Below are 22,267 nucleotides of genomic sequence, written 5' to 3' on the forward strand. Positions count from 1 at the left end.
CTGCGACGAAGTGGTGAGCGCCTCGATCGCGGGGAATGGGCGCGCACCCGCCTCACGCGCTGCCGATCAGCACCCCCACTGCCAGCACCAGCGCGCCGCCGAGCACGATCTGCAGCACCGCCCGGCCGAACGGGGTCGCCATGTAGCGGGTGCGGATCGCGGCGATGACCACCAGTTCGATCGCCACCACCAGCACCGCGAGGCCGGTGGCCAGCGCGAAGGCGTTCGGCCAGTGGCCCGGGATCGTGTAGGGCAGGGTGTGGCCAAGCCCCCCGAGCGCGGTCGCCGCGCCGCAGACGAGGCCGCGCATCCACGGACTGCCCCGCCCGGTGATGCGCCCGTCGTCGGAGAGCGCCTCGGTGAAGCCCATGCTGATCCCGGCCCCGAGGGAGGCCGCGAGCCCGACGAGGAAGGTCGCGCCGTTGCTGTGCGTGGCGAAGGCGGCGGCGAAGATCGGCGCCAACGTCGAGACCGATCCGTCGATCAGCCCGGCGAGACCCGGCTGCACGTAGGCCAGCACGAAGGCGCGGTGGGTGTCGTCGCCGGGTGCGGCTGCGTCGGTGTCGCCGTGGAGGACCGCTTCCATGATCGTCATCCTGTCTGGATCGATTCCAATCTACATATTGGAATCGATCCAAACAAGCCGGAAGAGCGCGGTTTCGCGGTGTCTTTGGACACGCGGCGTGGCTCAAGCGGCCCGAACCGCTCCGGGTCTCGGTTGCGCAGGCTGCGACGACGGGTCTAGAGAGCCACCGGGCTGCGCGGGACGGCGCTGTCCCGTTGTCGCGTCCGAACGCCCGACCCGTCGCCAGGCCGGTCGGCGACCTTGCCTCCCTCCGGCCGCCACGCCATCGCGCGAACCCGGCCGAGCCTTGGAAAGCGAGACATGTTCCCCATGCCGACCCTTCCTGCCGTCCGCACGCCGCGTCGCCGCGCGCCCTCGCGCGGCACCCCCGAGGCGGTCGCATGAGCCTCGGCAAGCGCATCATCCGGCATCCGGCCGTGCAGGCGGCGCTCGGACGGCTCGCCGCCAGCTACCTCACGCTGGTGCGCCGAACCAACCGCTTCACCGTGGAGCCGGCGAACGCCGACCCCTGGCTCGACGCGATGTCCCCCTTCGTCGCCGGGATGTGGCACGGCCAGCACATCATGGTGTCCTTCGCCGGGAGGCCGGTGGACCGGGTCGCCACGATCATCTCGAAGAACCCAGACGGCAACATCAACACCATCGCCCTGGAGCGGATGGGCGTGCGGGTGATCCGTGCCTCCGGCGCCCGCGGCCGGGTGGTCAAGGACGCCAAGGCCAAGGGCGGCGCCGAGGGGCTGCGCGCGATGATGCGGGCCCTGAAGAACGGCGAGATCGTCGCCTTCAGCGCCGACGTGCCCAAGATCTCGCGCCGGGCCGACGCCGGCATCCTCACCCTGGCGCGCTTCTCCGGCCGGCCGATCGTGCCGGTGGCGGTGGTGACGAGCCGGCACATCCGCTTCGGAAGCTGGGACCGCGCCTGCCTCGGGCTGCCGTTCGGCCGCGGCGCTGTGGTCTTCGGCGAGGCGATCCGCGTGCCGCGCGACCCCGACCCGGAGACGTTCGAGGCCCTGCGCGTCCGCCTGGAGGCCGAGATGAACCGGGTGCACGACCGGGCCTACACCCTCGTCGGGCGGCTCGACCGCGTCGGGGACAACTGGCTCGGGCGTGCGCCCCGCGCCGAGGCGGCATGACGGTGACGGCATGAGGGCACCGCCGCTCACCCTGGCCCTCAAGGCCTATCACGGCGGCCTGTGGCTCGGCGAGCCGGCGGTGGCCGGCCTGCTGGCGTGGCGGGCGCGCAAGGGCAAGGAGGACCCGACCCGCTTGGCCGAGCGCCGCGGCCTGCCCGGGCGGGCGCGGCCCGTGGGCTCGCTGGTCTGGATGCACGGGGCGTCGGTGGGCGAGTCGCTCTCGCTGGTCGGCCTCGTCGAGGGAATGATCGCCCGCGGCTTCTCGGTGCTGGTCACCACCGGCACCCGCAGCGCCGCCGACCTGATCGGCGCGCGCCTGCCGGCGGGCGCCGTACACCAGTACATGCCCCTCGATGCGCCGCGCTGGGTCGCGCGCTTCCTCGACCATTGGCAGCCCGACCTCGCCCTGGTCGCCGAATCCGAGATCTGGCCCAACACCGTGGTGGCGCTGCATGCCCGCGCCATCCCCTTGCTGCTCGTCAACGGACGGATGTCGGAGCAGTCGTTCGCCGGCTGGGCGCGCGCGCCGCGCACGGCCAAGGCGCTGCTGGCGAGGATCGCGATCTGCCTTGCGCAGACGCGCGACGACGCCGAGCGCTTCGTGCGCCTCGGCGCGCCGCGGGTGAGCGTGGCCGGGAACCTCAAGTACGATGCCGCGGTGCAGCCGGCCGACCGGCAGCAGGTGGCCTATCTCGGGGACATGATCGGCGACCGCCCGGTCTGGGTCGCAGCGAGCACCCATCCGGGCGAGGACGCGGCGGCGGCCGAGGCGCATGCGGCGCTGAAAGACCGGTTCCCGCGGCTCCTGACCATCGTCGCCCCGCGCCACCCCTATCGCGGTGGCGACGTGGCGGCCTGCGCGACGGCTCAAGGGCTGCGCAGCGCGCGCCGCTCGGCCGGCGGGCGCCCGCACCCGTCGGTCGACCTCTACGTCGCCGACACGATCGGCGAGCTCGGCCTGTTCTACCGCCTGAGCCCGCTGGTGTTCCTCGGCGGCTCGCTGGTGCCGCATGGCGGCCAGAACCCGATCGAGCCGGTGCGCCTCGACGCCGCCGTGCTCCACGGCCCGCATACGGAAAACTTCACCGAGGTCTACCGCGCGCTCGATGCCGGCGGCGGCGCCGCCGCGGTCGCCGACGCGGCCGAGCTGGCCGCGACGCTCGCCGACCTCATGGCCGCCCCCGACCGCATCACCGCGATGACCCGGGCCGGACAGCGCGCCCTGGTGCCGTTCGAGGGCGCGGTGGAGCGGACGCTCGCGGTGCTCGACCCCTTCATCGCGCAGATGAAGCTCGCCGCGTTCCACCAGGACTGATGCGCGCCCCCCGCTTCTGGCAAGGCGACGCGAACCATCCGGCCGCGCGCCTGCTGGCGCCCCTCGGCCGCGCCTACGGCCGCGCCGCCGGGAACCGCATGGACCGGCCCGGCGCGCGGGGCGAGTGCCCTGTCCTGTGCCTGGGCAACTTCACCCTGGGCGGTGCCGGCAAGACCCCGAGCGCGATCTCGCTCGCCGTGCTGCTGCGCGAGCTTGGGCGCACGCCCGCCTTCCTCAGCCGCGGCTACGGCGGCCGCCTGCCCGGGCCCGTCCTCGTCGATCCCGCCCGCCATGGCTGGCGCGACGTCGGCGACGAGCCGCTGCTGCTCGCCCGCCACGCGCCGACGGTCGTCGCCCGCGACCGCGTCGCCGGCGCGCGGCTCTGCGTGGCGGAGGGCGCCGACGTCGTCGTCATGGACGACGGGCTGCAGAACCCGAGCCTGGCGAAGGACCTCGCGCTCGCCGTCGTCGACGCAGGCGTCGGCGTCGGCAACGGGCTGTGCGTCCCCGCCGGCCCCTTGCGCGCCCCGCTGGCGCGGCAATGGCCGCATGTCGGCGGCCTGGTGCTGATCGGCGCGGGCCCCGCCGGCGCGGCGGTGGCGGCTGAGGCGCAGGCGCACGGCCTGCCGGTGCATCGCGCCCGGCTGGTGCCCGAGGTCGCCGCTGTCGCGGGCCGGCGCGTGCTGGCCTTCGCCGGCATCGGCCGCCCGGAGAAGTTCTTCGCCTCGCTCTGCGAGGCCGGCGCCGAGGTCGCCGCGACCCGCAGCTTTCCCGATCACCACCCCTACCGCGACGCCGACCTGGCCCGGCTGGCGGCGGAGGCCGACGGCCTCGGCGCGGAACTCGCCACCACCGAGAAGGACCGCGTTCGCCTGCCCGAAGCGTTCGCGGCGCGGGTGCGGGTGCTGCCGGTCGCGCTGCACTTCCAGACGCCCGAGACGCTGGAGATACTGGTGTCGGCGGCGCTGGACGATCCAGACGGAAGGACGTGAGGCCCTCTGCCGCCGCCTTTGGACAAGCGTGAAAGGCGATGACGACATCGCAACCGGCCGTCCTATCGCGTGTACGGTGGCGTGTTCAGGCGCGCCGGTCACGAGCCCTTCTGGTCGGAGATGCGCGATCGATGAACGTTGCGGTCCCGAACGCGCTACAGATCAAGGCGGGCGACGCGGAACGCGGCGCGATGTCCTTGCCGGGCAGGGCGGCGGCCTTTCCCGAGCTGCGATACATGGGATCGAAGAAGCGGCTGCTGCCTTGGATCCATGGCGTGCTCCAAGGCCTCGACTTCGAGACGGCGATGGATCCGTTCAGCGGCAGTGGCTCCGTCGCCTATCTGATGAAGGCCATGGGACGGCGGGTGGTCGCGACCGACTTCTTGAACGTCTCGGCGACCGTCGCAAAGGGTCTCGTCGAAAACTCGAAGTCTCGGATCGACGCCGACGCCCTCGATAGGCTTCTGTCCCGTAACGATCGAGCCGATACGTTCATAGAGCGCACCTTCACGGGGGTGTTCTTTCGTCCGGAGGACCTGCGGTTCCTGGACCGGATTTCGGCGAACCTGACCAAGCTCGAATGCGATCACCAACGTGCTCTCGCGGTCTCGGCTCTCGTCCGATCGTGCCTCAAGAAGCAGCCGCGCGGCGTCTTCACGATCTCGGGCGATCCGGCGCGCTACGACGATGGCCGACGCGATCTGCGCTTGAGCATCGAACAGCATTTTCTCGAACAGGTCGCCGTCTACAACGAAGCCGTCTTCTCCAACGCTTTCGAAAACCGGGCGCTCAGATGCGACGTGTTCGACGCCGACGCGCAAGGAATCGATCTCGTCTACCTCGATCCGCCATACGTTCCACGTGCGGATGATAATTGCTACATCAAGCGCTACCCCTTCGTGGAAGGACTTTCCGTTTATTGGAAAGATCTCGACATCATGGAGGGTACGAAGGTCAAAAAAATCGCCAAGCGCTATACGCCTTTCAGCTATCGATCCCAGTCCGAAGATGCCTTCGATCGGATGTTCGCCCGCTTCAGGCGGCAGACTATCGTGATGAGCTACAGCTCGAATGGTTTTCCCGATCTGGAGCAGTTGACGATATTGTTGAGGAAATACAAGCGCAACGTCGAGGTCTATACGCGCCCTCATCGGTACCACTTCGGCACCCACATCGCCGTTAAGCGGGCGTCCGTCGATGAGTATCTGATCGTGGGGCGCTGATGCGTGTCGTCGATCAGGGGGCCGAAGAGATCGCCGAAGCCCTCGGTTCGCTCGATGTGGACTGGATGGATGCCACGGCCGGCAACGTCATCGCCAAGCTGACGGCGTTCGGCGTGAAGGAGGCATACGGCCGGGCCGATGTGGCTGCGCTTCTCGACGACCACTTCGACGAGGGGCTTTTGTGTTGCAGGCTGTTCCTCGGCCTCTCGAAGGAGCAGTCCGAGGCGCTTCTCCGCGAGGCGCTCGGCAAGGGCGGTATCGGGGTGACGCGCTATCAAACGGATCGGGCGGCGTTCCTGTCTGGGCAGAAGCGGGGGCGCGGCCTCGAAGACTTCGCAGAAGCCATCGTGAGAGAGGTATTCGGGGAAGGGGCCTACGAACTGCGATGCACGTTCACGGGCGTCGGCGGCAAGATCGCGAAATGCGACATCTCCATCCCCGGCCGGACCCGTCCGCTCATCCTCATCGAGGCCAAGGCCTACGGCGCGACCGGTTCGAAGTTGACGGACATCCTGGGCCATCTCGACGCCATCATCGAGGCGAAACGCCGAGATGCCGCGTTGCTGGTCATGACCGACGGCACGACCTGGAAAGCCAGGATGGCGGACATGGCCAAGATCGTCGCGCGTCAGAACGATGGTCGCATTCTCAGAATCTACACGATGCAGATGCGCGATCAGTTCCTCGCGGATCTCACGACTCTCAAAGCCGAGTTCGGTTTATAGGATTGCGAGAGGCGACGGGCAGGCTCGCTGCGGCGCCCGGCGAAGGATTGCGCCGCGTTGCCATCCGGCCCCAAGCCCGCTATAGGCGCTCCACGCCCGCCAGACACCCTTGGAGGCACGGGCGCGTGGGGTTTCGGTTCCGCCGTCCGTCTCGGGCGGCCTTCGTCGTTTCCCCGACCATTCATCAATCAAAGGATCACGCCATGAGCGCAGTCAAGACGCTTGAGGCCGTGGCACGCGACCGGGTCGGCAAGGGGGCCGCCCGGGCCGTTCGTCGCCAGGGCCAGGTTCCCGCCGTCGTGTACGGGGGAGGCCAGCCGCCGCAGTCGATCGCCATCGACCTCATCCGCACCCGCACCCTGATCTACGCCGGCGGCTTCAAGACGACGCTGTTCGAGATCAACGCCGGCGGCAAGAAGACCCGCGCGATCCCGCGCGACTTCCAGCTCGACCCGGTCAGCGGCGTGCCGATGCATGTCGACTTCCTGCGCGTGGTCGCCGGCCAAACCGTCACCGTCGAGGTGCCGGTGCACTTCCACAACGAGGACGCGGCCCCGGGCATCAAGCAGCAGGGCGGCACCCTCAACATCTCGCTGCACACCTTGGCCGTCGAGGTCGCCCCCGACCAGATCCCCGACGGGATCGAGATCGACCTCACCGGCCGCCAGATCGGCGACGTGATCCACGTCTCCGACGTCACATTGCCGGCCGGCGTCGTCTACACCGGCGAAGCCACCGACCCGATCGCCAACGTCGTGCCGCCGACCGTGCTCGGCGCCGAGGTCGAGGCCGAGGAGGCCGCGATTGCCGAGGCGCAGTCGGCGGAAGCCGAGGCCGAGAAGGTCGAAGCCGAGGCCGAAGAGGCCGAGGCCGCTGCCGAAGCCTCCGAGGAGAAGAAGGAGGACTGAGCCCTTCGCGGCTCGATCCTCCCGCACCGCCCTCGTGGTGGTGCGGCTTCGAAACGATGCCCCGGCCGCGAGGCCGGGGCGTTCTTGTTTTGGAAGGCCGGAGTCCGTCGCCATGCGACTCATCGTAGGCCTGGGCAATCCGGGCAAAGCCTACGCGCGCAACCGCCACAACATCGGGTTCCTCGCGATCGACGAGATCGCGCGGGTCCACCGGGCGAGCCCGTTCCGGCGACGCTTCCAGGGCGAGGCCGCCGAGGTCTCGTTCGGGGCCGAGCGCGCGATCCTCCTGAAGCCGCAGACCTTCATGAACGAGTCCGGCCGCTCGGTCGCCGAGGCGCAGCGCTTCTACAAGATCGCGCTGTCCGACGTGATCGTATGCCACGACGAGCTCGACCTCGCCGCGGCCAAGATCCGGGTGAAGCTCGGCGGGGGGAACGCCGGGCACAACGGCCTGCGCTCGATCACCGCCCAATGCGGCAACGACTATCGCCGCGTCCGGCTCGGCATCGGGCACCCCGGCGACAAGGCCCTGGTGCACGCCTACGTGCTCAACGATTTCGCGAAGTCCGAGGAGCCCTGGGTCGAGGACCTGTGCCGGGCGGTCGCCGACGAGATCGCGCTGCTCGCGGCGAACGAGAACGAGAGCTTCCAGAACAAGGTCCACCTCGCCATGGTCGGCCGTGGCTGGGCCGACGTGAAGCGGCCGGGCGAGAAGGCCGCCAAGAATTGACACGAAAACACGAGGACACGATATCGAAGGCCTTGGAGGCCGTCCGATGAAGAACCTCACCATCACCCTCGACGAGGACCTGTTTTCCTGGGCGCGCGTGGAAGCGGCCAAGCAGGGCCAAAGCCTGTCCCGCTTCGTCGCCCAGGCGCTGGCAGACCGCCGGGCGCCCGAGCTTGCGCACCAGCTTGCGATCCTCGAGGACTTCTTCGAGGGACCCGGATGGCCCGGCATCGCCGAGAACCTCCCCACGCGCGACGAGATCTATGACAGGTCGGCTCTTCTTCGACACGAACATCCTGATCTACGCCCTGGATCCGAAGGATCCGGCGAAGCGGTCGATGAGTATGGAGGTGATCACGAAGGCTCTGACGCAGGGACGTCTGGTCGTCAGCCCGCAAATTCTGAACGAATGCGTCTGGGTCGCGGCCTATAGGAAGAAGCTCGTTCCTCCGGCCGACATCGAGCGCTACCTGTCCGCATTCCACCATGCCTGCACCGCCCCGCTCGACGTTGAGACCCACCGTCTGGCGATTCGCGTGTCTGCTAAGCACCGCCTGTCTTGGTGGGACAGCATCGCCCTCGCTTCGGCGCTTCAGGCTCGCTGCCAGGCCTACGTCTCTGAAGATATGCGGGACGGCCAAGCCGTCGAGTCCCTGACGATCATCAATCCCTTCGGGCCTCGCGCCCGCGCCACCCTGGCGCTCACCTAACGGACCTGACCCCATGGGCTTCAAATGCGGCATCGTCGGCCTGCCGAACGTCGGCAAGTCGACCCTCTTCAACGCGCTGACGCAGACGGCGGCGGCGCAGGCCGCGAACTATCCGTTCTGCACCATCGAGCCGAACGTCGGCGACGTGGCGGTGCCCGACCCGCGCCTCGACGACCTGGCGCGGATCGCCTCGTCGAAGGAGATCATCCCGACGCGGCTGACCTTCGTCGACATCGCTGGCCTCGTGCGCGGCGCCTCGAAGGGCGAGGGCCTCGGCAACCAGTTCCTCGCCAACATCCGCGAATGCGACGCCATCGCCCACGTGGTCCGCTGCTTCGACGACGGCGACGTCACCCACGTGGAGGGCAAGGTCGACCCAGGCGCCGACATCGAGACCATCGAGACCGAGCTGATGCTGGCCGACCTCGACAGCCTCGAGAAGCGCGTCGTCGCCCTGGAGAAGCGGGCTCGTGGCGCCGACAAGGAAGCCAAGGAGTTCCTCGACCTCGTCAACCGCGCCCTGCCGTACCTGCGCGAGGGCAAGCCCGCCCGCATGGTCGCCCGCAAGCCGGAGGAGGAGAAGCTGTTCCAGCAGCTCGGCCTGATGACGGCCAAGCCCGTGCTCTACGTCTGCAACGTCGACGAGGGCGACGCCGACAAGGGCAACGCCTACTCGAAGGCGGTGCAGGAGCGCGCGGCGGCCGAGGGCGCGCAGGCGGTGGTGGTCTCGGCTAAGATCGAGAGCGAGATCGCGGTGATGCCGGCCGCCGACCAGGGCGACTACCTCGAGGCGGTGGGGCTCGCCGAGCCCGGCCTGAACCGGGTGATCCGCGCCGGCTACGATCTGCTCGGGCTCATCACCTACTTCACCGTCGGCCCGAAGGAGGCCCGCGCCTGGACGATCACCAAGGGCACCCGCGCGCCGGCCGCCGCCGGCGTGATCCACACCGACTTCGAGAAGGGCTTCATCCGCGCCGAGACGATCGCGTTCTCCGACTACACCACGCTGAAGGGCGAATCGGGCGCGCGCGACGCCGGCAAGCTCCGGCTCGAGGGCAAGGAGTACCTCGTGCAGGACGGCGACGTGCTGCATTTCCGCTTCGCCAACTGACGCGCGCGGCCGCGCCGGACCACCTGCGTCCAGACGGAGACATGCCCATGTCAGGCCTCTACTTCGAGGATTTCGCCGCCGGCCAGGTTCGCGGCGGCGCGCGGCTGACGGTGAGCCGCGACGACATCGTCGCCTTCGCCCGGGAGTTCGACGCGCAGCCGTTCCACCTCGACGAGCGCGAAGCGGAGAAGACCTTCGCCGGCCGGCTGATCGCGTCGGGCTGGCACACGGCCTCCCTTGGGATGCGGCTGCTGCAGGCCGGGCCGATGGGCGGGCACTCCTCGCTCGGATCGCCCGGCGTCGCCGAGCTGCGCTGGTTGAAGCCTGTGCTGCCGGGCGATTCGCTCTCCGCCACCCTGCGCGTCGAGGAGACCCGCGCCTCGGCCTCGAAGCCGGATCGGGGCTTCGCCGTCTGCCTGCTGACCCTGGAGAACGACCGCGGCGAGGCGGTGATGACCCAGGCGTTCACGGTGATGCTGGCCCGCCGCGGGGCCGAGCCGGCGGCGCCGCGGGTCGTGGAGACCGGCGTTCCGGCCCCTCTGGTCGAGCCGGACGACGCCGAGATCGTGCCGTTCCTGAAGGACGCCGCGGTCGGCGCCACCCGCGACTTGGGCGCCTACGCCTTCTCGGCCGAGGCGATCCTGGACTTCGGCCGCGCCTACGACCCGCAGGTGTTCCACACCGATCCGGAGGCCGCCAAGGCCACGCATTTCGGCGGCCTGTGCGCCTCGGGCTGGCACACCGCCGCCGCCTACATGAAGCGGCTGCTCGCCACCCGCACCCGCGACCACGCCTTCACCGCCGCCCGCGGGCAGGCGCCGGCGACCGGCCCCTCGCCGGGTTTTCGCGACATGCGCTGGCTGAGGCCGGTCTACGCCGGCGACACCGTGCGCTACGCCACGACGCTCACCGACAAGCGCGCCTCCGCCTCCCGCCCCGGCTGGGGCCTCGCCTTCGCCGACAACGTCGGCGTCAACCAGCGCGGCGAGACGGTGTTCTCGTTCGCAAGCTCGGTGTTCTGGCAGTGGGCGCCGTAACGCGCGCGTCCGGCGCCGTCGCCTGCGTCGGGTGACGAGCGAAATCCGATAACGCGACGACCGTCCGGACGTCCCTGAAGCGATCCATCGCGAACCGCCCGGCTCGATCCGCTCGGGCGGAGAGGTGTCCGTCCGGCGGTCGGCTCGTGCGCGGGGGGAAGGCCGATGGGATCGCGCGCCGCTAGGCCTCCGGCCGGAACGGTTTGCCCGCCAGCGCCGTTCCTCGCCCCCTGCAGCACCCGTCCGACGCACCGCCAGCACAGACCGGGCCGGCCGCGACGACGGGTCGTTCGCGGCGGCGCGCCGAGGTCATCCTCCGGTGGCGATGCCGCATGCCAGTTTGCGGGATGATGAACGAAGCATATCAATTTCGTTTAACTGCTGTTCATGTCATCGATTTGCAGAATTGTGCAGAAATACCGCGGAACGGTTTTTCTATGCTGTCCGTTTATGGCCCGTACAACCGGATAAACGGAGATAATACATGTTAAAGCACGTTCGCGTCGCCGCCCTTGCGACCACCTTCGTCATCGGCGGCGCCGCCATGGCGCTCGCGCAGTCGTCCTCCACCGTGGGCACCGGCGGCTCTTCGGCGGGCGGCGGCACCAGCTCGTCGACGGTCGGCACTGGCGGCTCCTCGGCAGGATCCGGCAGCGGCTCGGGTTCGACCGTGGGCACCGGCGGCTCCTCCGCGGGCGGCGGCAAGAGCTCGTCCACGGTCGGCACCGGCGGTTCGTCGGCGGGCGCCGGCAGCGGTTCGGGGTCGACGGTCGGCACCGGCGGCTCCTCGGCCGGCAAGGGCACCAGCGGCTCCTCGATGGGCACGGGCGGTTCCTCGTCCGGCATGTCGGGCAGCGCGTCCGGTCATGACCGCGGCGGCCCCGGCAACTCCGAGAACGCACCGGGCCACAACAAGCGCTGATCCGGCTCTGGAACGGCGACATCGGGCGCGGCTCCTCGGAGCCGCGCCCTCCTCGACCTTCGCACCGCGCCTTTCATTCCCTCCCCGCCATCAAGGAGACCTGACCATGGCTCGCCTGATCCTGCCGCTTCTCGGTGGCGCCCTCGTCCTCGCCGGCGTCGCGACCGGCCAAGCCCAGACAAGCACGGTCACGACCGGCCCGAACGGCGTCTCGGGCAGCACGACGGTGACGACCGGCCCGAACGGAAAGCCGTGCAAGGTCGTGCATTCCGACGACGCGAAGAACGCCGGCACGATGTCGAGCTCGGTCACGGCCGGGGCGGACGGCGTGCGGAGCGCGACCACGGGCGGTCCTTCGGTGACCACGCGGTCCGGGAGCGGCTCGACCAGCAGCTCGGCCTCCAGCTCGAGTTCCGGCGGCACCACCATGACGACCACCGGCGCCGGCGACTGCGTCGTCACCGTCCCCAAGACCACGAAGTGAGGCTGACATGACGATCCGATTCATCGCCCCCCTCGCCGCCTTCGGGCTCCTCGTCGTCCCGGCGCTCGCCCAGACCGGGGGCAGCGCCACCGGCGGCACGGCGGGCTCGGCGGCGGCCGGCGGCACCTCCGCCTCGACCGTCGGGACCGGCGGGACTTCGACGGGAGCGAACGGCGCGACGGGCTCGTCCCTGGCCACCGGCGGCAGCGCGGCGGGCGGCAAGACGATGGACCGCTCGCACGTCAACGAGACCGGGAACGGCGGGCTCAACGGGCAATCGAAGGCGATGGCCCATGACGGCGGCACCTTCTCGAAGTCGCATACCCAGACCAAGGTTCGCGACGGCGAGGGCGTCGAGTCTCGGACGAAGACCATGTCGCACGAGCCCGGCTCCAAGCCGGTGAAGTCGACCACCACGACCGGTCGGTGACCGCCTTTCCGGCCGCGTGATCCCGATGTTTCGGCGGGCCATCCTGCCGGGACATGGCCGAAGACCGGAACCCGACGACGCCACGCGCCCGGCGTGGCGTCGTCGCTCCGTTGCGGGTCATCCCCGCCGTCCGGCCTCGCGCCGTGCCTGGGAGGGCGTGCGCCCGTACACACGCTTATAGCGTTGGCCGAAGTCGCTCATGTGCACGAAGCCCCAGCGCCGCGCGATCTCCGCGATCGGAACCGCGGCGGCGGACGCGGAGGTCAGATCCTCGTGGGTGCGCGCGAGCCGCCGCTCGGTGATGAAGGCGATCGCCGTCTGCCCAGTCCGGTTGCGGAACTGGCTCTGGAGGGAGCGAACGCTGAGCCCGGCGGCCGCGGCGATCAGCGACAGCGTGAGCGGTTGCGAAAGGTTCGCCTCGATGAAGTCGAGCGCGATGGTGAAGCGCGAGGCCGTGGCGTCGGTCGTCGCAATCGTCGCCACGCCCGCGCGCCTGGGCCAGACAGACAGGAGCTGGTAGCTGAGGATCTCCTGGACCAGCGGGAAGGCGATGTCGCCGCCGCGACCCGCCTCCTGCCCGCGGCGCTGCACCTGCCGCATCATCAAGAACAGGGCGATCATGCCCGGCGTGGCGACGTCTGCGATCGGGGCGAAGGCCGGAAGAGCCGGCTGTCCGCCCGTGAGCGCGGCGTTGGCCGCCGAGAGCGCTTCGAGCGTGATCGTTCCGTTGATCGCGCTGAAGGCCGGCGAGGCCTGGATCTCGCTGACGTCCTCGAAGTCGACCAGGGTCGCGTATTTTGGCGTACCTTGCGTCTTGCCCGACTGGTTGCGGTAGATGATGTGCCCGTTCGCGATGAAGCGGACCGTCAGGATGTCGACGGCGACCCGCGGCTTGGTGATGAAGCCGCTGGAGGAGCGCGTCTCCCACAGGCACAAGGTGCTGCTCTTGTTGCCGGCCATCTCGATGTCGGGATTGAGCGGAGTACGTCGAAGTTGATCGCGAAGCTGCTCAGGTCGTTGAACGTCTGAAGCTGACGCGCGGACGCGATGCGGGCCGCGAACTCGCTCTGGGGAACCCACGCGGCTTGGCGGTTCGAAGTCTGGGCCGTCATCGTCTCAACCTGAAGTTCATGCCGTCGATCCGGCTTCGATCGCGTCGGCCTTCATGGCATTTCGTGGCCGCGTCGGCCAAGCTCCCACACCCGCGCACGCCCCCGCGGAGATTGCGGTCCCAGTGCCTCAGGTCCCGCCCCTTTGCGCCCGGTGGTGCAGCAGGTTGACGATCAGCGCGGTCCAGCCGGTCTGGTGCGAGGCGCCGAGGCCCCGGCCGGTGTCGCCGTCGAAGAACTCGTGGAACAGCAGGGCCTCCTCGGCGCCGTCCGCCGGGGGGATCGGCACGCGGTCGCCGTCCGTGGGGCGGCGGCCGTCCGCGCCGCGGGTGAACAGGTCGATCAGCCGCTCCTGCAGCGCGTCGGCGATGGCGGCCAGCGTGTGCATCGCGCCGGAGCCGGTCGGGAACTCCACCAGGAAGTCGGCGCCGTAATAGGAGTGGAACCGGCGCAGGGCCTCGATGATCAGGTAGTTCGTCGGCATCCAGACCGGCCCGCGCCAGTTCGAGTTGCCGCCGAACATGTTCGAGGTCGAGTCGGCCGGGTCGTAGCGCACCGTGAACGAGGCGCCGAACTCGTTGAGCACGTAGGGCTGGTCGCGGTGCGCCTTCGAGAGCGAGCGCACGCCAAAGGGCGAAAGGAACTCGGCCTCGTCGAGCATCCGCCGCAGCAACGCCTTCATCCGGTGGCCGCGCAGGAGCGAGAGCAGCTTGCGGTCGCCGACGCCGCCCTCGTCCCAGCGCGAGACCAGGCAGGCGAGGTGCGGGCGGTTCTCCAGGAGCCAGTTGAGCCGCCGGGCGAAGTCCGGCAGGCGCTGGAGCACGAAGGGCTCGATCACCTCCACCGCGAACAGCGGCACGAGGCCGACCATGGAGCGGACGCGCAACGGCAGCATCCCGCCGCCGGGCATGTCGACCTCGTCGTAGTAGAACTCGTCCTCCTCGTCCCACAGGCCGAAGCCCTCGCCGCCCATGTCGGTCATCGCCTCGGCGATGAGCAGGAAGTGCTCGAAGAACTTCGACGCTGTGCTTTCGTAGACGTCGTTGTGGAGCGCGAGCTCGAGGGCGATGCGCATCATGTTGAGCGCGTACATCGCCATCCAGGCGGTGCCGTCGGCCTGGTGCACCATGCCGAAGCCGGGGGGCGGGCGCGAGCGGTCGAACACGCCGACGTTGTCGAGCCCGAGGAAGCCGCCCTGGAACACGTTGCGGCCGCCGGCGTCCTTGCGGTTCACCCACCAGGTGAAGTTGATCAGGAGTTTGTGGAACACGCCCTCGAGGAAGGCGAGGTCGCCCCGGCCGCCGCGGCGGTCGCGGTCGATCTCGAACACCCGGTAGGTCGCCCAGGCGTGGACCGGCGGGTTGGTGTCGGAGAACTCCCATTCGTAGGCCGGGAGCTGGCCGTTGGGGTGCATGTACCATTCGCGCGTCAGCAGCAGGAGCTGCTTCTTGGCGAAGTCCGGGTCGAGCAGCGCCAGCGGCAGGCAGTGGAAGGCGAGGTCCCAGGCGGCGAACCACGGGTACTCCCACTTGTCGGGCATCGAGAGCACGTCGGAGGCGGCGAAGTGGCGCCATTGGGTGTTGCGACCGCCGTCGCGCTCCCGCGGCGGCACCGGCTGGGCCGGATCGCCCTGCAGCCAGCGCCGCACGTCGTAGGCATAGAGCTGCTTCGACCAGATCAGGCCGGCCGACGCCTGCCGGAAGATGGTGCGGGCTTCCGCGTCCGCGATCCCGTCCTGCAGGTCGTCGTAGAAGGCGTCGGCTTCGGCGATGCGCCGTGTGCGGATCGCATCGTCCGCGTCGAGCGGGCGCGCCCGCGTCCCGGCTGACAGCCGCAGGCGTACCCGGCGGGTCTCGCCGGGCTCGAGGCGCAGGGCGTAGTGCAGGCCGAGCTTGGTCCCCGCGTCCCGGCGCACCGCCGAGGCGTCGCCCTCGACGATCGCCGCGTGCAGCCCGTCCTTGAACGGGCCTTCGGCGTCCGGCTGCCCCGCGTGCCGGCGCAGGTTGGTGTCGTTCTCGCAGAACAGCAACGCGGGCCCGCCCTCGAAGGCCAGCCGGTAGCGCCCGAGCCGCGGGTGCTCGCAGGCGACCCCGCCCTCGGGGTGGCGCCCGATCCACGGACGCGGCTGCGCCCCGTCCTCCCGCCAGGACCAGGTGTTGCGGAACCAGAGCTGCGGCACGAGGTGGAGGTCGGCCGCCTCCGGCCCGCGGTTCGTCGCCGTGATCGCGACGTGGACGTCGTCGACGTCCGCCTTGGCGTATTCCACCGTCACGTCGAAGAAGCGCGCCCCCTCGAACAGGCCGGTCTCCTCGATCTCGTATTCGGGAACCTCGCGGCTGCGCTGCAGGCCCTCGCGCACGAGGTCCTCGTAGGGGTAGGCGCCTTGCGGATAGCGGTAGAGGAACTTGAGGTAGGCGTGGCTCGGGACCGCGTCGAGGTAGTGGTAGACTTCCTTCACGTCCTCGCCGTGGTTGCCCTGCTCGTTGGTGAGGCCGAACAAGCGCTCCTTCAGGATGCGGTCGCGCCCGTTCCACAAGGCCAGCCCGAGGCAGAGCTGCCCGCGCTCGTCGCAGATGCCGGCCAGGCCGTCCTCGCCCCAGCGATAGGCGCGCGAGCGGGCCTCCTCGTGGGTGAGCGAGCGCCACGCGTTGCCGTCGCGGCTGTAATCCTCGCGCACGGTGCCCCATTGCCGCTCGCTCAGATACGGCCCCCACAGCGACCACGCCCGCTCGCCGCGCGCCTGCTCGGCGATGCGGCGCCGCTCCGCCCAGGCGATCGCCTCGTTCATGCGCGGGTCCCGCGGCCGAGGATCGCCGCGGCGGGGGTGGAGGAGGGCAGGGGAACGGTCATGGCATCCCAAGGGGCCGAAGGGTCGACGCCTCGTGCGATGCATCATCAGCGCCACACCGCGGCGCCGGGGGTATTTCCTCAAGCTGCAGACGTATCGCGCAGGTGAAGCTGCGCTCGTCCCTCCTCTCCTGCAAGAGGAGGGAGCTGGCGCTATGTCCTCGACCGCGTCTCTGATTTCCGCCGACTGTTCTACCGGCTTGCAGCAACGCCCGGGTCCTGATCGGACAAAAACTGCCGTTTCTCTGGGCAGAACCTGCGCGGCAAGCGCATCTGACCTGCGGAACCTCGAGCATAGCGTCCGTGTTCAAGGCGCGTCCACGCTCTCGCCTCTGCCCCGCCTGCGCCCTCGCTCGCGGCCGTCACGGATCCACCGATGCTCGTCCAAGCCGGCTTCACCATCGCCTTCAACACCTTCGGCCCGACCCCGATGAACCTGCTGCTCAACGTGCGGCCGGAGCGCCGGGTCGACCTCGTGACGCCGGAGGTCATCGCGTTCGATCCGCCGGTGCTGGCGACGCAGCACGTCGACGCCTTCGGCAACGTCTGCACCCGCATCGTCGCCCCGGGCGGCCGGATCACGATGTCGGCCGACTTCACGATCCGCGATTCCGGCGAGCCGGACGCGTATGAGCCGGAGGCCCGCCAGCACCCGGTGCAGGACTTGCCCGACGACGTTCTGCCGTTCCTCCTCGGCTCGCGCTACTGCGACACCGACAAGCTCTCGGCCACCGCGTGGTCGCTGTTCGGCGCGACGCCGGAGGGTTGGGCACGGGTGCAGGCGATCGTCGACTTCGTGCACAATCACTTGCAGTTCGACTATCAGCGGGCCGACAACACCCGCACCGCGCATGACGGCTACGTCCAGCGCGTCGGCGTCTGCCGCGACTTCGCCCACCTGGCGATCGCGCTCTGCCGCTGCATGAACATCCCGGCCCGCTACGCCACCGGCTACCTCGGCGACATCGGCGTGCCGAAGGACCCGGCGCCGATGGATTTCTCGGCCTGGTTCGAGGTCTACCTCGGAGACCGCTGGTACACGTTCGACGCCCGCCACAACACGCCGCGGATCGCCCGCATCGTCATGGCCCGCGGGCGCGACGCGACGGACTGCGCTCTCACCACCAGCTTCGGCACCGCCTACCTGATGCGCTTCGACGTGCACACCGACGAGGTCGCGACGAACGACGGGACGATGGCCGAGGCAGCCTGAGGCTTCGCCGCGAACGCAAGGCCGACCGGAACCGCCCTAGCCGGCCTGTCGCGCGACGAGGCGGTCGAGGAAGTTGCCGATCTCGCGACGGCGTTGACGCGGCTCCAGGACGTCGGCGCCGAGGCCGTGTCGCCAAGCGAGCGACGCGTCCGCGGCGGCGTGCAGCGCCTCGATCTCGGCGGCGTAGTCCGAGACCGCGCCTGCGTCGGGCGCGAGGCCGGCCTCGACCACGGCCTCGGCGCAGACCCGCAGCATCGCGGCAAGCTCGTCGAGGTCGAGTTCCGGGTGATACTGCGTGCCCCAGAACACGCCGTCCCCGTGGGGGATCTCGATCGTCTGCACGTCGAGGAGCGCGTTCGCGGCGAGAACCCGCGCGCCGGGCGGGGGCACGATCACCGCGTCGGAATGGATCGCCGGCGCGTCCCATGCCGCCCCGCGGCCCGACAGCAGCGGGTGGTCGCGGCCCTCGGCCGTCGCGGCGATGCGGCGGGCGAAGCCGTATTCGGGGCCGCGCGGGTTGGGGCCGGCGTCGCCCCCGGTGACGACCGCCGCGAGCTGGACGCCCCAGCACGAGCCGAACACCGGCAGGCCGGCCTCCAGCGCCGCCTGCATCAGGTCGCGCTGGCGCATCACCTCCGGGCTGCGCTCGGCGACCTTCAGGGTCGATCCGGTGAAGATCACGCCGTCGTAGGTGGCGAGCCCCGCGCCCTCGGGCAGGCCGGCGTCGGCGTCGGCCGGGCTGACGAGGCGGCACTGCGCCTCGGGGTGGTAGGCGTGGACGACGTCGGCGTAGGATTCGGCCGAGGTGCGTCCGGTGGCCGTGACGTGCTGCGCGCGGTCTTCGCGCCCATTGCCGTCCGCGATGAGCAGTCGAAGCATGGTGTCCTGAAAAGTCGTCGGCGAGCGGATCTTGGGAACGCCCGGCAGAGCCGGATGATACTGCGACATAGGCGCAAAGCGACGAGGTCAGGATGATCCGAATTGTCGCGACCGGTGCCTTGGCGGGCTGCGGACCGAGGGGACCTATCGGCGCGCCCCGCGTTGAGGCAAAGGCAGGTGCCGTCGGGGCGAGGTCGTTCGTGTCGGGCGAGGCGCCGCGCCATAGGGCACCTCGCACGGTGCGCCGGCCCGTCGCCGGCACGCCTTCCATCGCAGGTGACTGCATCTCTCGCAGGCGGCTGCTTCTTCCGCAGGTGACTGCACCACATCCGTGATGGCGAAGCCGATGGATCAACCAACCCGCGTCGCCTCCTTCTCCCGCGAGACCCTCTCGACCGGGGTGGCGGGACTGGACGACGTCCTCGCCGGCGGCCTGACGAAGGGGCGCCTCTACCTGCTCGAAGGTACGCCCGGCACCGGCAAGACCACGCTCGCCCTGCAGTTCCTGCTCGATGGCGTCGCCCGCGGCGAGACCTGCCTCTACGTCACCCTGTCGGAGAGCGCGGACGAGCTGCGTTCTTCGGCGGCCTCGCACGGCTGGTCGCTCGACGGAGTCGAGCTCTACGAACTGGTCAACGAGCTCGGCCTCGATCCGGAGAGCGAGCAGTCGGTGCTGCACCCCTCCGAGGTCGAACTCGGCGAGACCGTCCGCGAGGTGATGGAGCGGGTGGACGCGGCAAAGCCCGACCGGGTGGTGTTCGACAGCCTGTCCGAGCTGCGGCTGCTCGCGCAGAACCCGCTGCGCTATCGCCGCCAGATCCTGGCGCTGAAGCAGCTCTTCGCGGCACGCGGCTGCACGGTGTTCCTGCTCGACGACGGCACCGCCGACGTGCAGCTCCACAGCATCGCCCACGGCGTCTTCCTGCTGGAACACAACCAGCGCAACTTCGGCGCGGGCCGCCGCCGCCTCCTCGTCCTGAAGATGCGCGGCGTGAAGAGCCGCGGCGGCTACCACGACTTCATCCTCGAGACCGGCGGGATCGCGCTGTTCCCGACCCTGGTCGCCGCCGAGCACGGCGTCGACTTCGCGCCGGTCACCCGCTCCACCGGCGCGCCCGGCCTCGACCTGCTGCTCGGCGGCGGCCTCGTGCGCGGCACCAACACCCTGCTGCTCGGGCCGTCCGGCGCCGGCAAGACCACGACGGCGGTCCGCTGCATGCTGGCGGCGCTGAAGCGGGGCGAGCGGGCCACCTACTTCCTGTTCGACGAGGGACGCGCGACGCTGCTGGCGCGCTCCGCCCTGCTTGGGATGGACCTGCAGCCGCATCTCGATGCGGGCACCCTCACCATCGCCCAGGTCGACCCCGCCGAGCTGGCGCCGGGCGAGTTCGCCTGCCGCGTCCGCGAGGCGGTCGAGCGACGCGGCGCGACCTTCGTCGCCCTCGACAGCCTCAACGCCTACATCCACGCGATGCCGGGCGAGCAGTTCCTGATCCTGCAGATGCACGAACTCCTGACCTACCTGAACCAGGTGGGCGTCACGACGCTGCTGGTGCTCGGGCAGCACGGCGTCATCGGCGACGTGCGCTCCGACCTCGACCTGAGCTACCTCAGCGACGGCATCCTGCTGTTCCGCTACTTCGAGGCCAAGGGCGAGGTCCGCACCGCGCTCTCGACGGTGAAGAGCCGGGTCAACGCCCACGAGCGCACCATCCGCGAGCTGCGGTTCTCCCGCGGCGGGATCCAGGTCGGGGAGGCGCTGACCGACTTCGAGGGGGTGCTGTCGGGGTTGCCGGCCTATGGCGGCAAGGTCGCGATGCTGCGCAGCGAACCGGCGGAATGACCGAGCCCGACCTCGACGAGACCCGCGTCCTCATCCTGGCGCCGCGCGGGCGCGACGCCGCGGTGATGGAGCGGTTGCTGGCCAAGTCCGGCACCCGCGTCGCCGTCTGCCCCGACGCGGCCGCGTGGCTCGCCGCCCTCGCGGGCCGGGCGGGCTCGGCGATCGTCACCGAGGAAGCCCTGCTCGACGTCGACCCCGACGCGCTCGGGACCTGGATCGAGCGCCAGCCGCCCTGGTCGGACTTCCCCTTCATCATGCTGGCGACGCGCCAGGCCGGGCGCCGCCCCGCGGAGGGCGCGGCCATGGTGGAGCGCCTGGGCAACGTCGTGCTGCTCGAGCGCCCGATCAACGCCGAGACCCTGGTCAGCGCGGTCGCCTCGGCCCTGCGGGTGCGGCGGCGCCAATACCAGGCGCGCGAACACATCCGCGAGCGGGAGCGGGCCGAGGAGCGCCTGCGGATCGCCAACGAGACCCTGGAGCGGCGGGTCGCCGAGCGCACCGGCGAGGTCGAGGCCGCCCGCGAAACCTTGGCCTTCGCCCTCGATTCCGCCGGGATGGGGACGTGGGACCTCGATCTCCTCACCGACACCGCGCGTCGGTCGGACCGCCACGACGCGATCTTCGGCTACGCCACGCCGCTGCCGCATTGGGGCCGGCAGACCTTCCTCGCCCACATCCACCCGGAGGATCGCGAGGCGGCGGAAGCGGCCTTCGCGCAGGCGGCGCGGGCCGGGACGCTCGATCTCGAATGCCGGATCGTGCGCCCCGACGGAACCGTGCGCTGGGTCGCGGCCAAGGGCCGGGCCGAGTACCGCGCCGACGGCACCCCCGTCCGCATGGCCGGAATCGTCCTCGACCGCTCCGACCAGCGCAACACCGAGGAGGCCCTGCGCCAGGCGCAGAAGATGGAGGCGATCGGCCAGCTCACCGGCGGCGTCGCGCACGACTTCAACAACCTGCTGACGGTCATCGTCGGCGGCCTCGACATGGTGCTGCGCAAGCCCGACAACGTCGAGCGGGTCAAGCGCCTGGCCGACGCCGCGATGACGGCGGCCCGGCGCGGCGAGCAGCTGACGCAGCAGCTCCTCGCCTTCTCCCGGCGCCAGATGCTGCGGCCGCAGACCCTCAACCCGAACCGCCTGCTCATCGACTTCCGGCCGCTCGCCGAGCGCGCCGCCGGGGGCGCGATCGAACTGGCCTTCGACCTCGACCCGGCCCTCGACCCGATCCGCATCGACCCGGCCCAGTTCGAGGCCGCCATCCTCAACCTCGTCGTCAACGCCCGCGACGCGATGGAGGCGGACGCCGGTCACGCCCGGATCGAGATCCGCAGCCGCAACCTCCGCCTCGACACCGCGGCGGTGGCCGACAAGGGCGTGCCGCCGGGCGCCTACGTCGAGATCGCGGTGTCCGACACCGGCAGCGGCATCGCGCCGGAGCTTTTGGCGCGGGTGTTCGAGCCGTTCTTCACCACCAAGGAGGTCGGCAAGGGCACCGGCCTCGGCCTGAGCCAGGTCTACGGCTTCACCCGCAGCGCCAAGGGCTTCGTCGCCATCGACTCCGAGGTGGAGCGCGGCACCACCTTCCGGCTGCGCTTCCCGCGCTCGACCGACCCCGCCGGCGAGGAGGCGGAGACGGGCGAACGCGGCGTGCTGCCGCTGCGCCGCGCCGGCGAAGGCGAGACCGTGCTGCTCGTCGAGGACGACGAGCAGGTCCTCACCATGGCCGTCGAGAGCCTTGAGGAACTGCGCTACAAGGTCGTCGTGGCGCGGAACGCTGCGGAGGCGCTGGCCCATCTCCGGGACGTCCAGCGCATCGACATCCTGTTCTCCGACGTGATGATGCCCGGCGGCATGAACGGCTCGCAGCTCGCGGTGGAGGCGCAGCGCCTGCGACCCGGCCTCAAGGTGCTGCTCACCTCCGGCTACGTCGCCGACCTCGACGAGGGCCAAGTCATCGGCCGCGGCGAGCTGCCGGTGCTCAACAAGCCCTACCGCCGCGACGAGCTCGCTCGCTCGCTCCGCCTCGTCCTCGGCGGCGGCGAGGCCTGAGCGGGGCGCGCGGGGTTCC

At 70.4% G+C, this 22,267-nt stretch carries 19 protein-coding genes and 1 pseudogene; 16 read left to right on the forward strand and 4 right to left on the reverse strand.

What is annotated here, in order from left to right; genetic code table 11:
* Nucleotides 1-52: 52 nt before the first annotated feature.
* A pseudogene (locus tag FV226_RS07800) lies at nt 53-523 on the reverse strand (VIT family protein); the annotation flags it as partial.
* A 443-nt stretch (nt 524-966) separates the two neighbouring features.
* Between FV226_RS07800 and FV226_RS07805 the strand changes: the two are divergent.
* The 13 genes from FV226_RS07805 (at nt 967) to FV226_RS07865 (ending at nt 12,306) form a co-directional block, all read left to right on the forward strand.
* Nucleotides 967-1,719: a lysophospholipid acyltransferase family protein gene (locus FV226_RS07805; protein ID WP_147762461.1), complete on the forward strand. Its 753-nt coding sequence runs from the start codon at nt 967-969 to the stop codon at nt 1,717-1,719.
* A 10-nt stretch (nt 1,720-1,729) separates the two neighbouring features.
* Entirely contained in the window at nt 1,730-3,034 is a 1,305-nt protein-coding gene (locus tag FV226_RS07810) for a 3-deoxy-D-manno-octulosonic acid transferase (RefSeq protein WP_147762462.1), read from the forward strand.
* The gene (lpxK, locus tag FV226_RS07815; RefSeq protein ID WP_147762463.1) at nt 3,034-4,026 is read left to right on the forward strand and encodes a tetraacyldisaccharide 4'-kinase; all 993 of its coding nucleotides are present in this window, start codon (nt 3,034-3,036) and stop codon (nt 4,024-4,026) included. The genes FV226_RS07810 and lpxK overlap by 1 nt, the downstream gene beginning before the upstream one ends.
* A 131-nt stretch (nt 4,027-4,157) precedes the next feature.
* Nucleotides 4,158-5,249, forward strand: coding sequence for a DNA adenine methylase (locus tag FV226_RS07820; protein WP_246691526.1), 1,092 nt, complete (start codon nt 4,158-4,160; stop codon nt 5,247-5,249).
* The gene (locus tag FV226_RS07825; protein WP_147762464.1) at nt 5,249-5,974 is read left to right on the forward strand and encodes a hypothetical protein; all 726 of its coding nucleotides are present in this window, start codon (nt 5,249-5,251) and stop codon (nt 5,972-5,974) included. Before FV226_RS07820 ends, FV226_RS07825 begins: the two co-directional genes overlap by 1 nt.
* A gap of 203 nt (nt 5,975-6,177) precedes the next feature.
* Nucleotides 6,178-6,882: a 50S ribosomal protein L25/general stress protein Ctc gene (locus FV226_RS07830; protein ID WP_147750701.1), complete on the forward strand. Its 705-nt coding sequence runs from the start codon at nt 6,178-6,180 to the stop codon at nt 6,880-6,882.
* Between the two features lie 112 nt (nt 6,883-6,994).
* Nucleotides 6,995-7,612: an aminoacyl-tRNA hydrolase gene (gene pth, locus FV226_RS07835; protein WP_147750702.1), complete on the forward strand. Its 618-nt coding sequence runs from the start codon at nt 6,995-6,997 to the stop codon at nt 7,610-7,612.
* 263 nt (nt 7,613-7,875) lie between these two features.
* Nucleotides 7,876-8,322, forward strand: a complete 447-nt coding sequence (locus FV226_RS07840) for a PIN domain-containing protein (protein ID WP_147762465.1) — start codon at nt 7,876-7,878, stop codon at nt 8,320-8,322.
* Nucleotides 8,323-8,335: 13 nt separating this feature from the next.
* Nucleotides 8,336-9,433 (forward strand): redox-regulated ATPase YchF, encoded by a 1,098-nt coding sequence (gene ychF / locus FV226_RS07845; RefSeq protein ID WP_147750704.1) that lies wholly within the window; start codon nt 8,336-8,338, stop codon nt 9,431-9,433.
* Nucleotides 9,434-9,480: 47 nt separating this feature from the next.
* A complete protein-coding gene (locus tag FV226_RS07850; protein ID WP_147762466.1) occupies nt 9,481-10,470 on the forward strand; it encodes a MaoC family dehydratase in 990 nt (329 codons plus the stop codon).
* 484 nt (nt 10,471-10,954) lie between these two features.
* Entirely contained in the window at nt 10,955-11,392 is a 438-nt protein-coding gene (locus FV226_RS07855) for a hypothetical protein (RefSeq protein WP_147750706.1), read from the forward strand.
* A 106-nt stretch (nt 11,393-11,498) separates the two neighbouring features.
* Entirely contained in the window at nt 11,499-11,876 is a 378-nt protein-coding gene (locus FV226_RS07860) for a glycosyl hydrolase (protein ID WP_147762467.1), read from the forward strand.
* A 7-nt stretch (nt 11,877-11,883) separates the two neighbouring features.
* Complete coding sequence (locus FV226_RS07865; RefSeq protein ID WP_147750708.1) at nt 11,884-12,306, forward strand: hypothetical protein; 423 nt, start codon at nt 11,884-11,886, stop codon at nt 12,304-12,306.
* A gap of 117 nt (nt 12,307-12,423) precedes the next feature.
* Here FV226_RS07865 and FV226_RS07870 read toward each other — a convergent pair whose 3' ends face one another.
* A complete protein-coding gene (locus FV226_RS07870; protein ID WP_147762468.1) occupies nt 12,424-13,266 on the reverse strand; it encodes a helix-turn-helix domain-containing protein in 843 nt (280 codons plus the stop codon).
* Between the two features lie 279 nt (nt 13,267-13,545).
* The gene (locus tag FV226_RS07875) at nt 13,546-16,203 is read right to left on the reverse strand and encodes a glucosidase (RefSeq protein ID WP_147762469.1); all 2,658 of its coding nucleotides are present in this window, start codon (nt 16,201-16,203) and stop codon (nt 13,546-13,548) included.
* 435 nt (nt 16,204-16,638) lie between these two features.
* Here FV226_RS07875 and FV226_RS07880 point away from each other — a divergent pair, with 435 nt between their 5' ends.
* A complete protein-coding gene (locus FV226_RS07880) occupies nt 16,639-17,475 on the forward strand; it encodes a transglutaminase family protein (RefSeq protein WP_147762470.1) in 837 nt (278 codons plus the stop codon).
* 36 nt (nt 17,476-17,511) lie between these two features.
* Here the strand turns inward: FV226_RS07880 and FV226_RS07885 are convergent, their stop codons facing one another.
* On the reverse strand, nt 17,512-18,354 hold the full coding sequence (locus FV226_RS07885; RefSeq protein WP_147762471.1) for a type 1 glutamine amidotransferase: 843 nt from the start codon (nt 18,352-18,354) through the stop codon (nt 17,512-17,514).
* Between the two features lie 346 nt (nt 18,355-18,700).
* Here FV226_RS07885 and FV226_RS07890 point away from each other — a divergent pair, with 346 nt between their 5' ends.
* Together FV226_RS07890 and FV226_RS07895 are read left to right on the forward strand one after the other, a co-directional pair.
* Nucleotides 18,701-20,197 carry an ATPase domain-containing protein gene (locus FV226_RS07890; RefSeq protein WP_147762472.1) on the forward strand — a complete coding sequence of 499 codons (1,497 nt, stop codon included), beginning with the start codon at nt 18,701-18,703 and terminating at the stop codon, nt 20,195-20,197.
* Nucleotides 20,194-22,248: a PAS domain-containing hybrid sensor histidine kinase/response regulator gene (locus FV226_RS07895; RefSeq protein WP_147762473.1), complete on the forward strand. Its 2,055-nt coding sequence runs from the start codon at nt 20,194-20,196 to the stop codon at nt 22,246-22,248. Before FV226_RS07890 ends, FV226_RS07895 begins: the two co-directional genes overlap by 4 nt.
* Nucleotides 22,249-22,267 lie beyond the last annotated feature (19 nt).

Origin of the sequence: Methylobacterium sp. WL12 (assembly GCF_008039475.1) — a bacterium.
Classification (GTDB): Bacteria; Pseudomonadota; Alphaproteobacteria; order Rhizobiales; family Beijerinckiaceae; genus Methylobacterium; species Methylobacterium cerastii.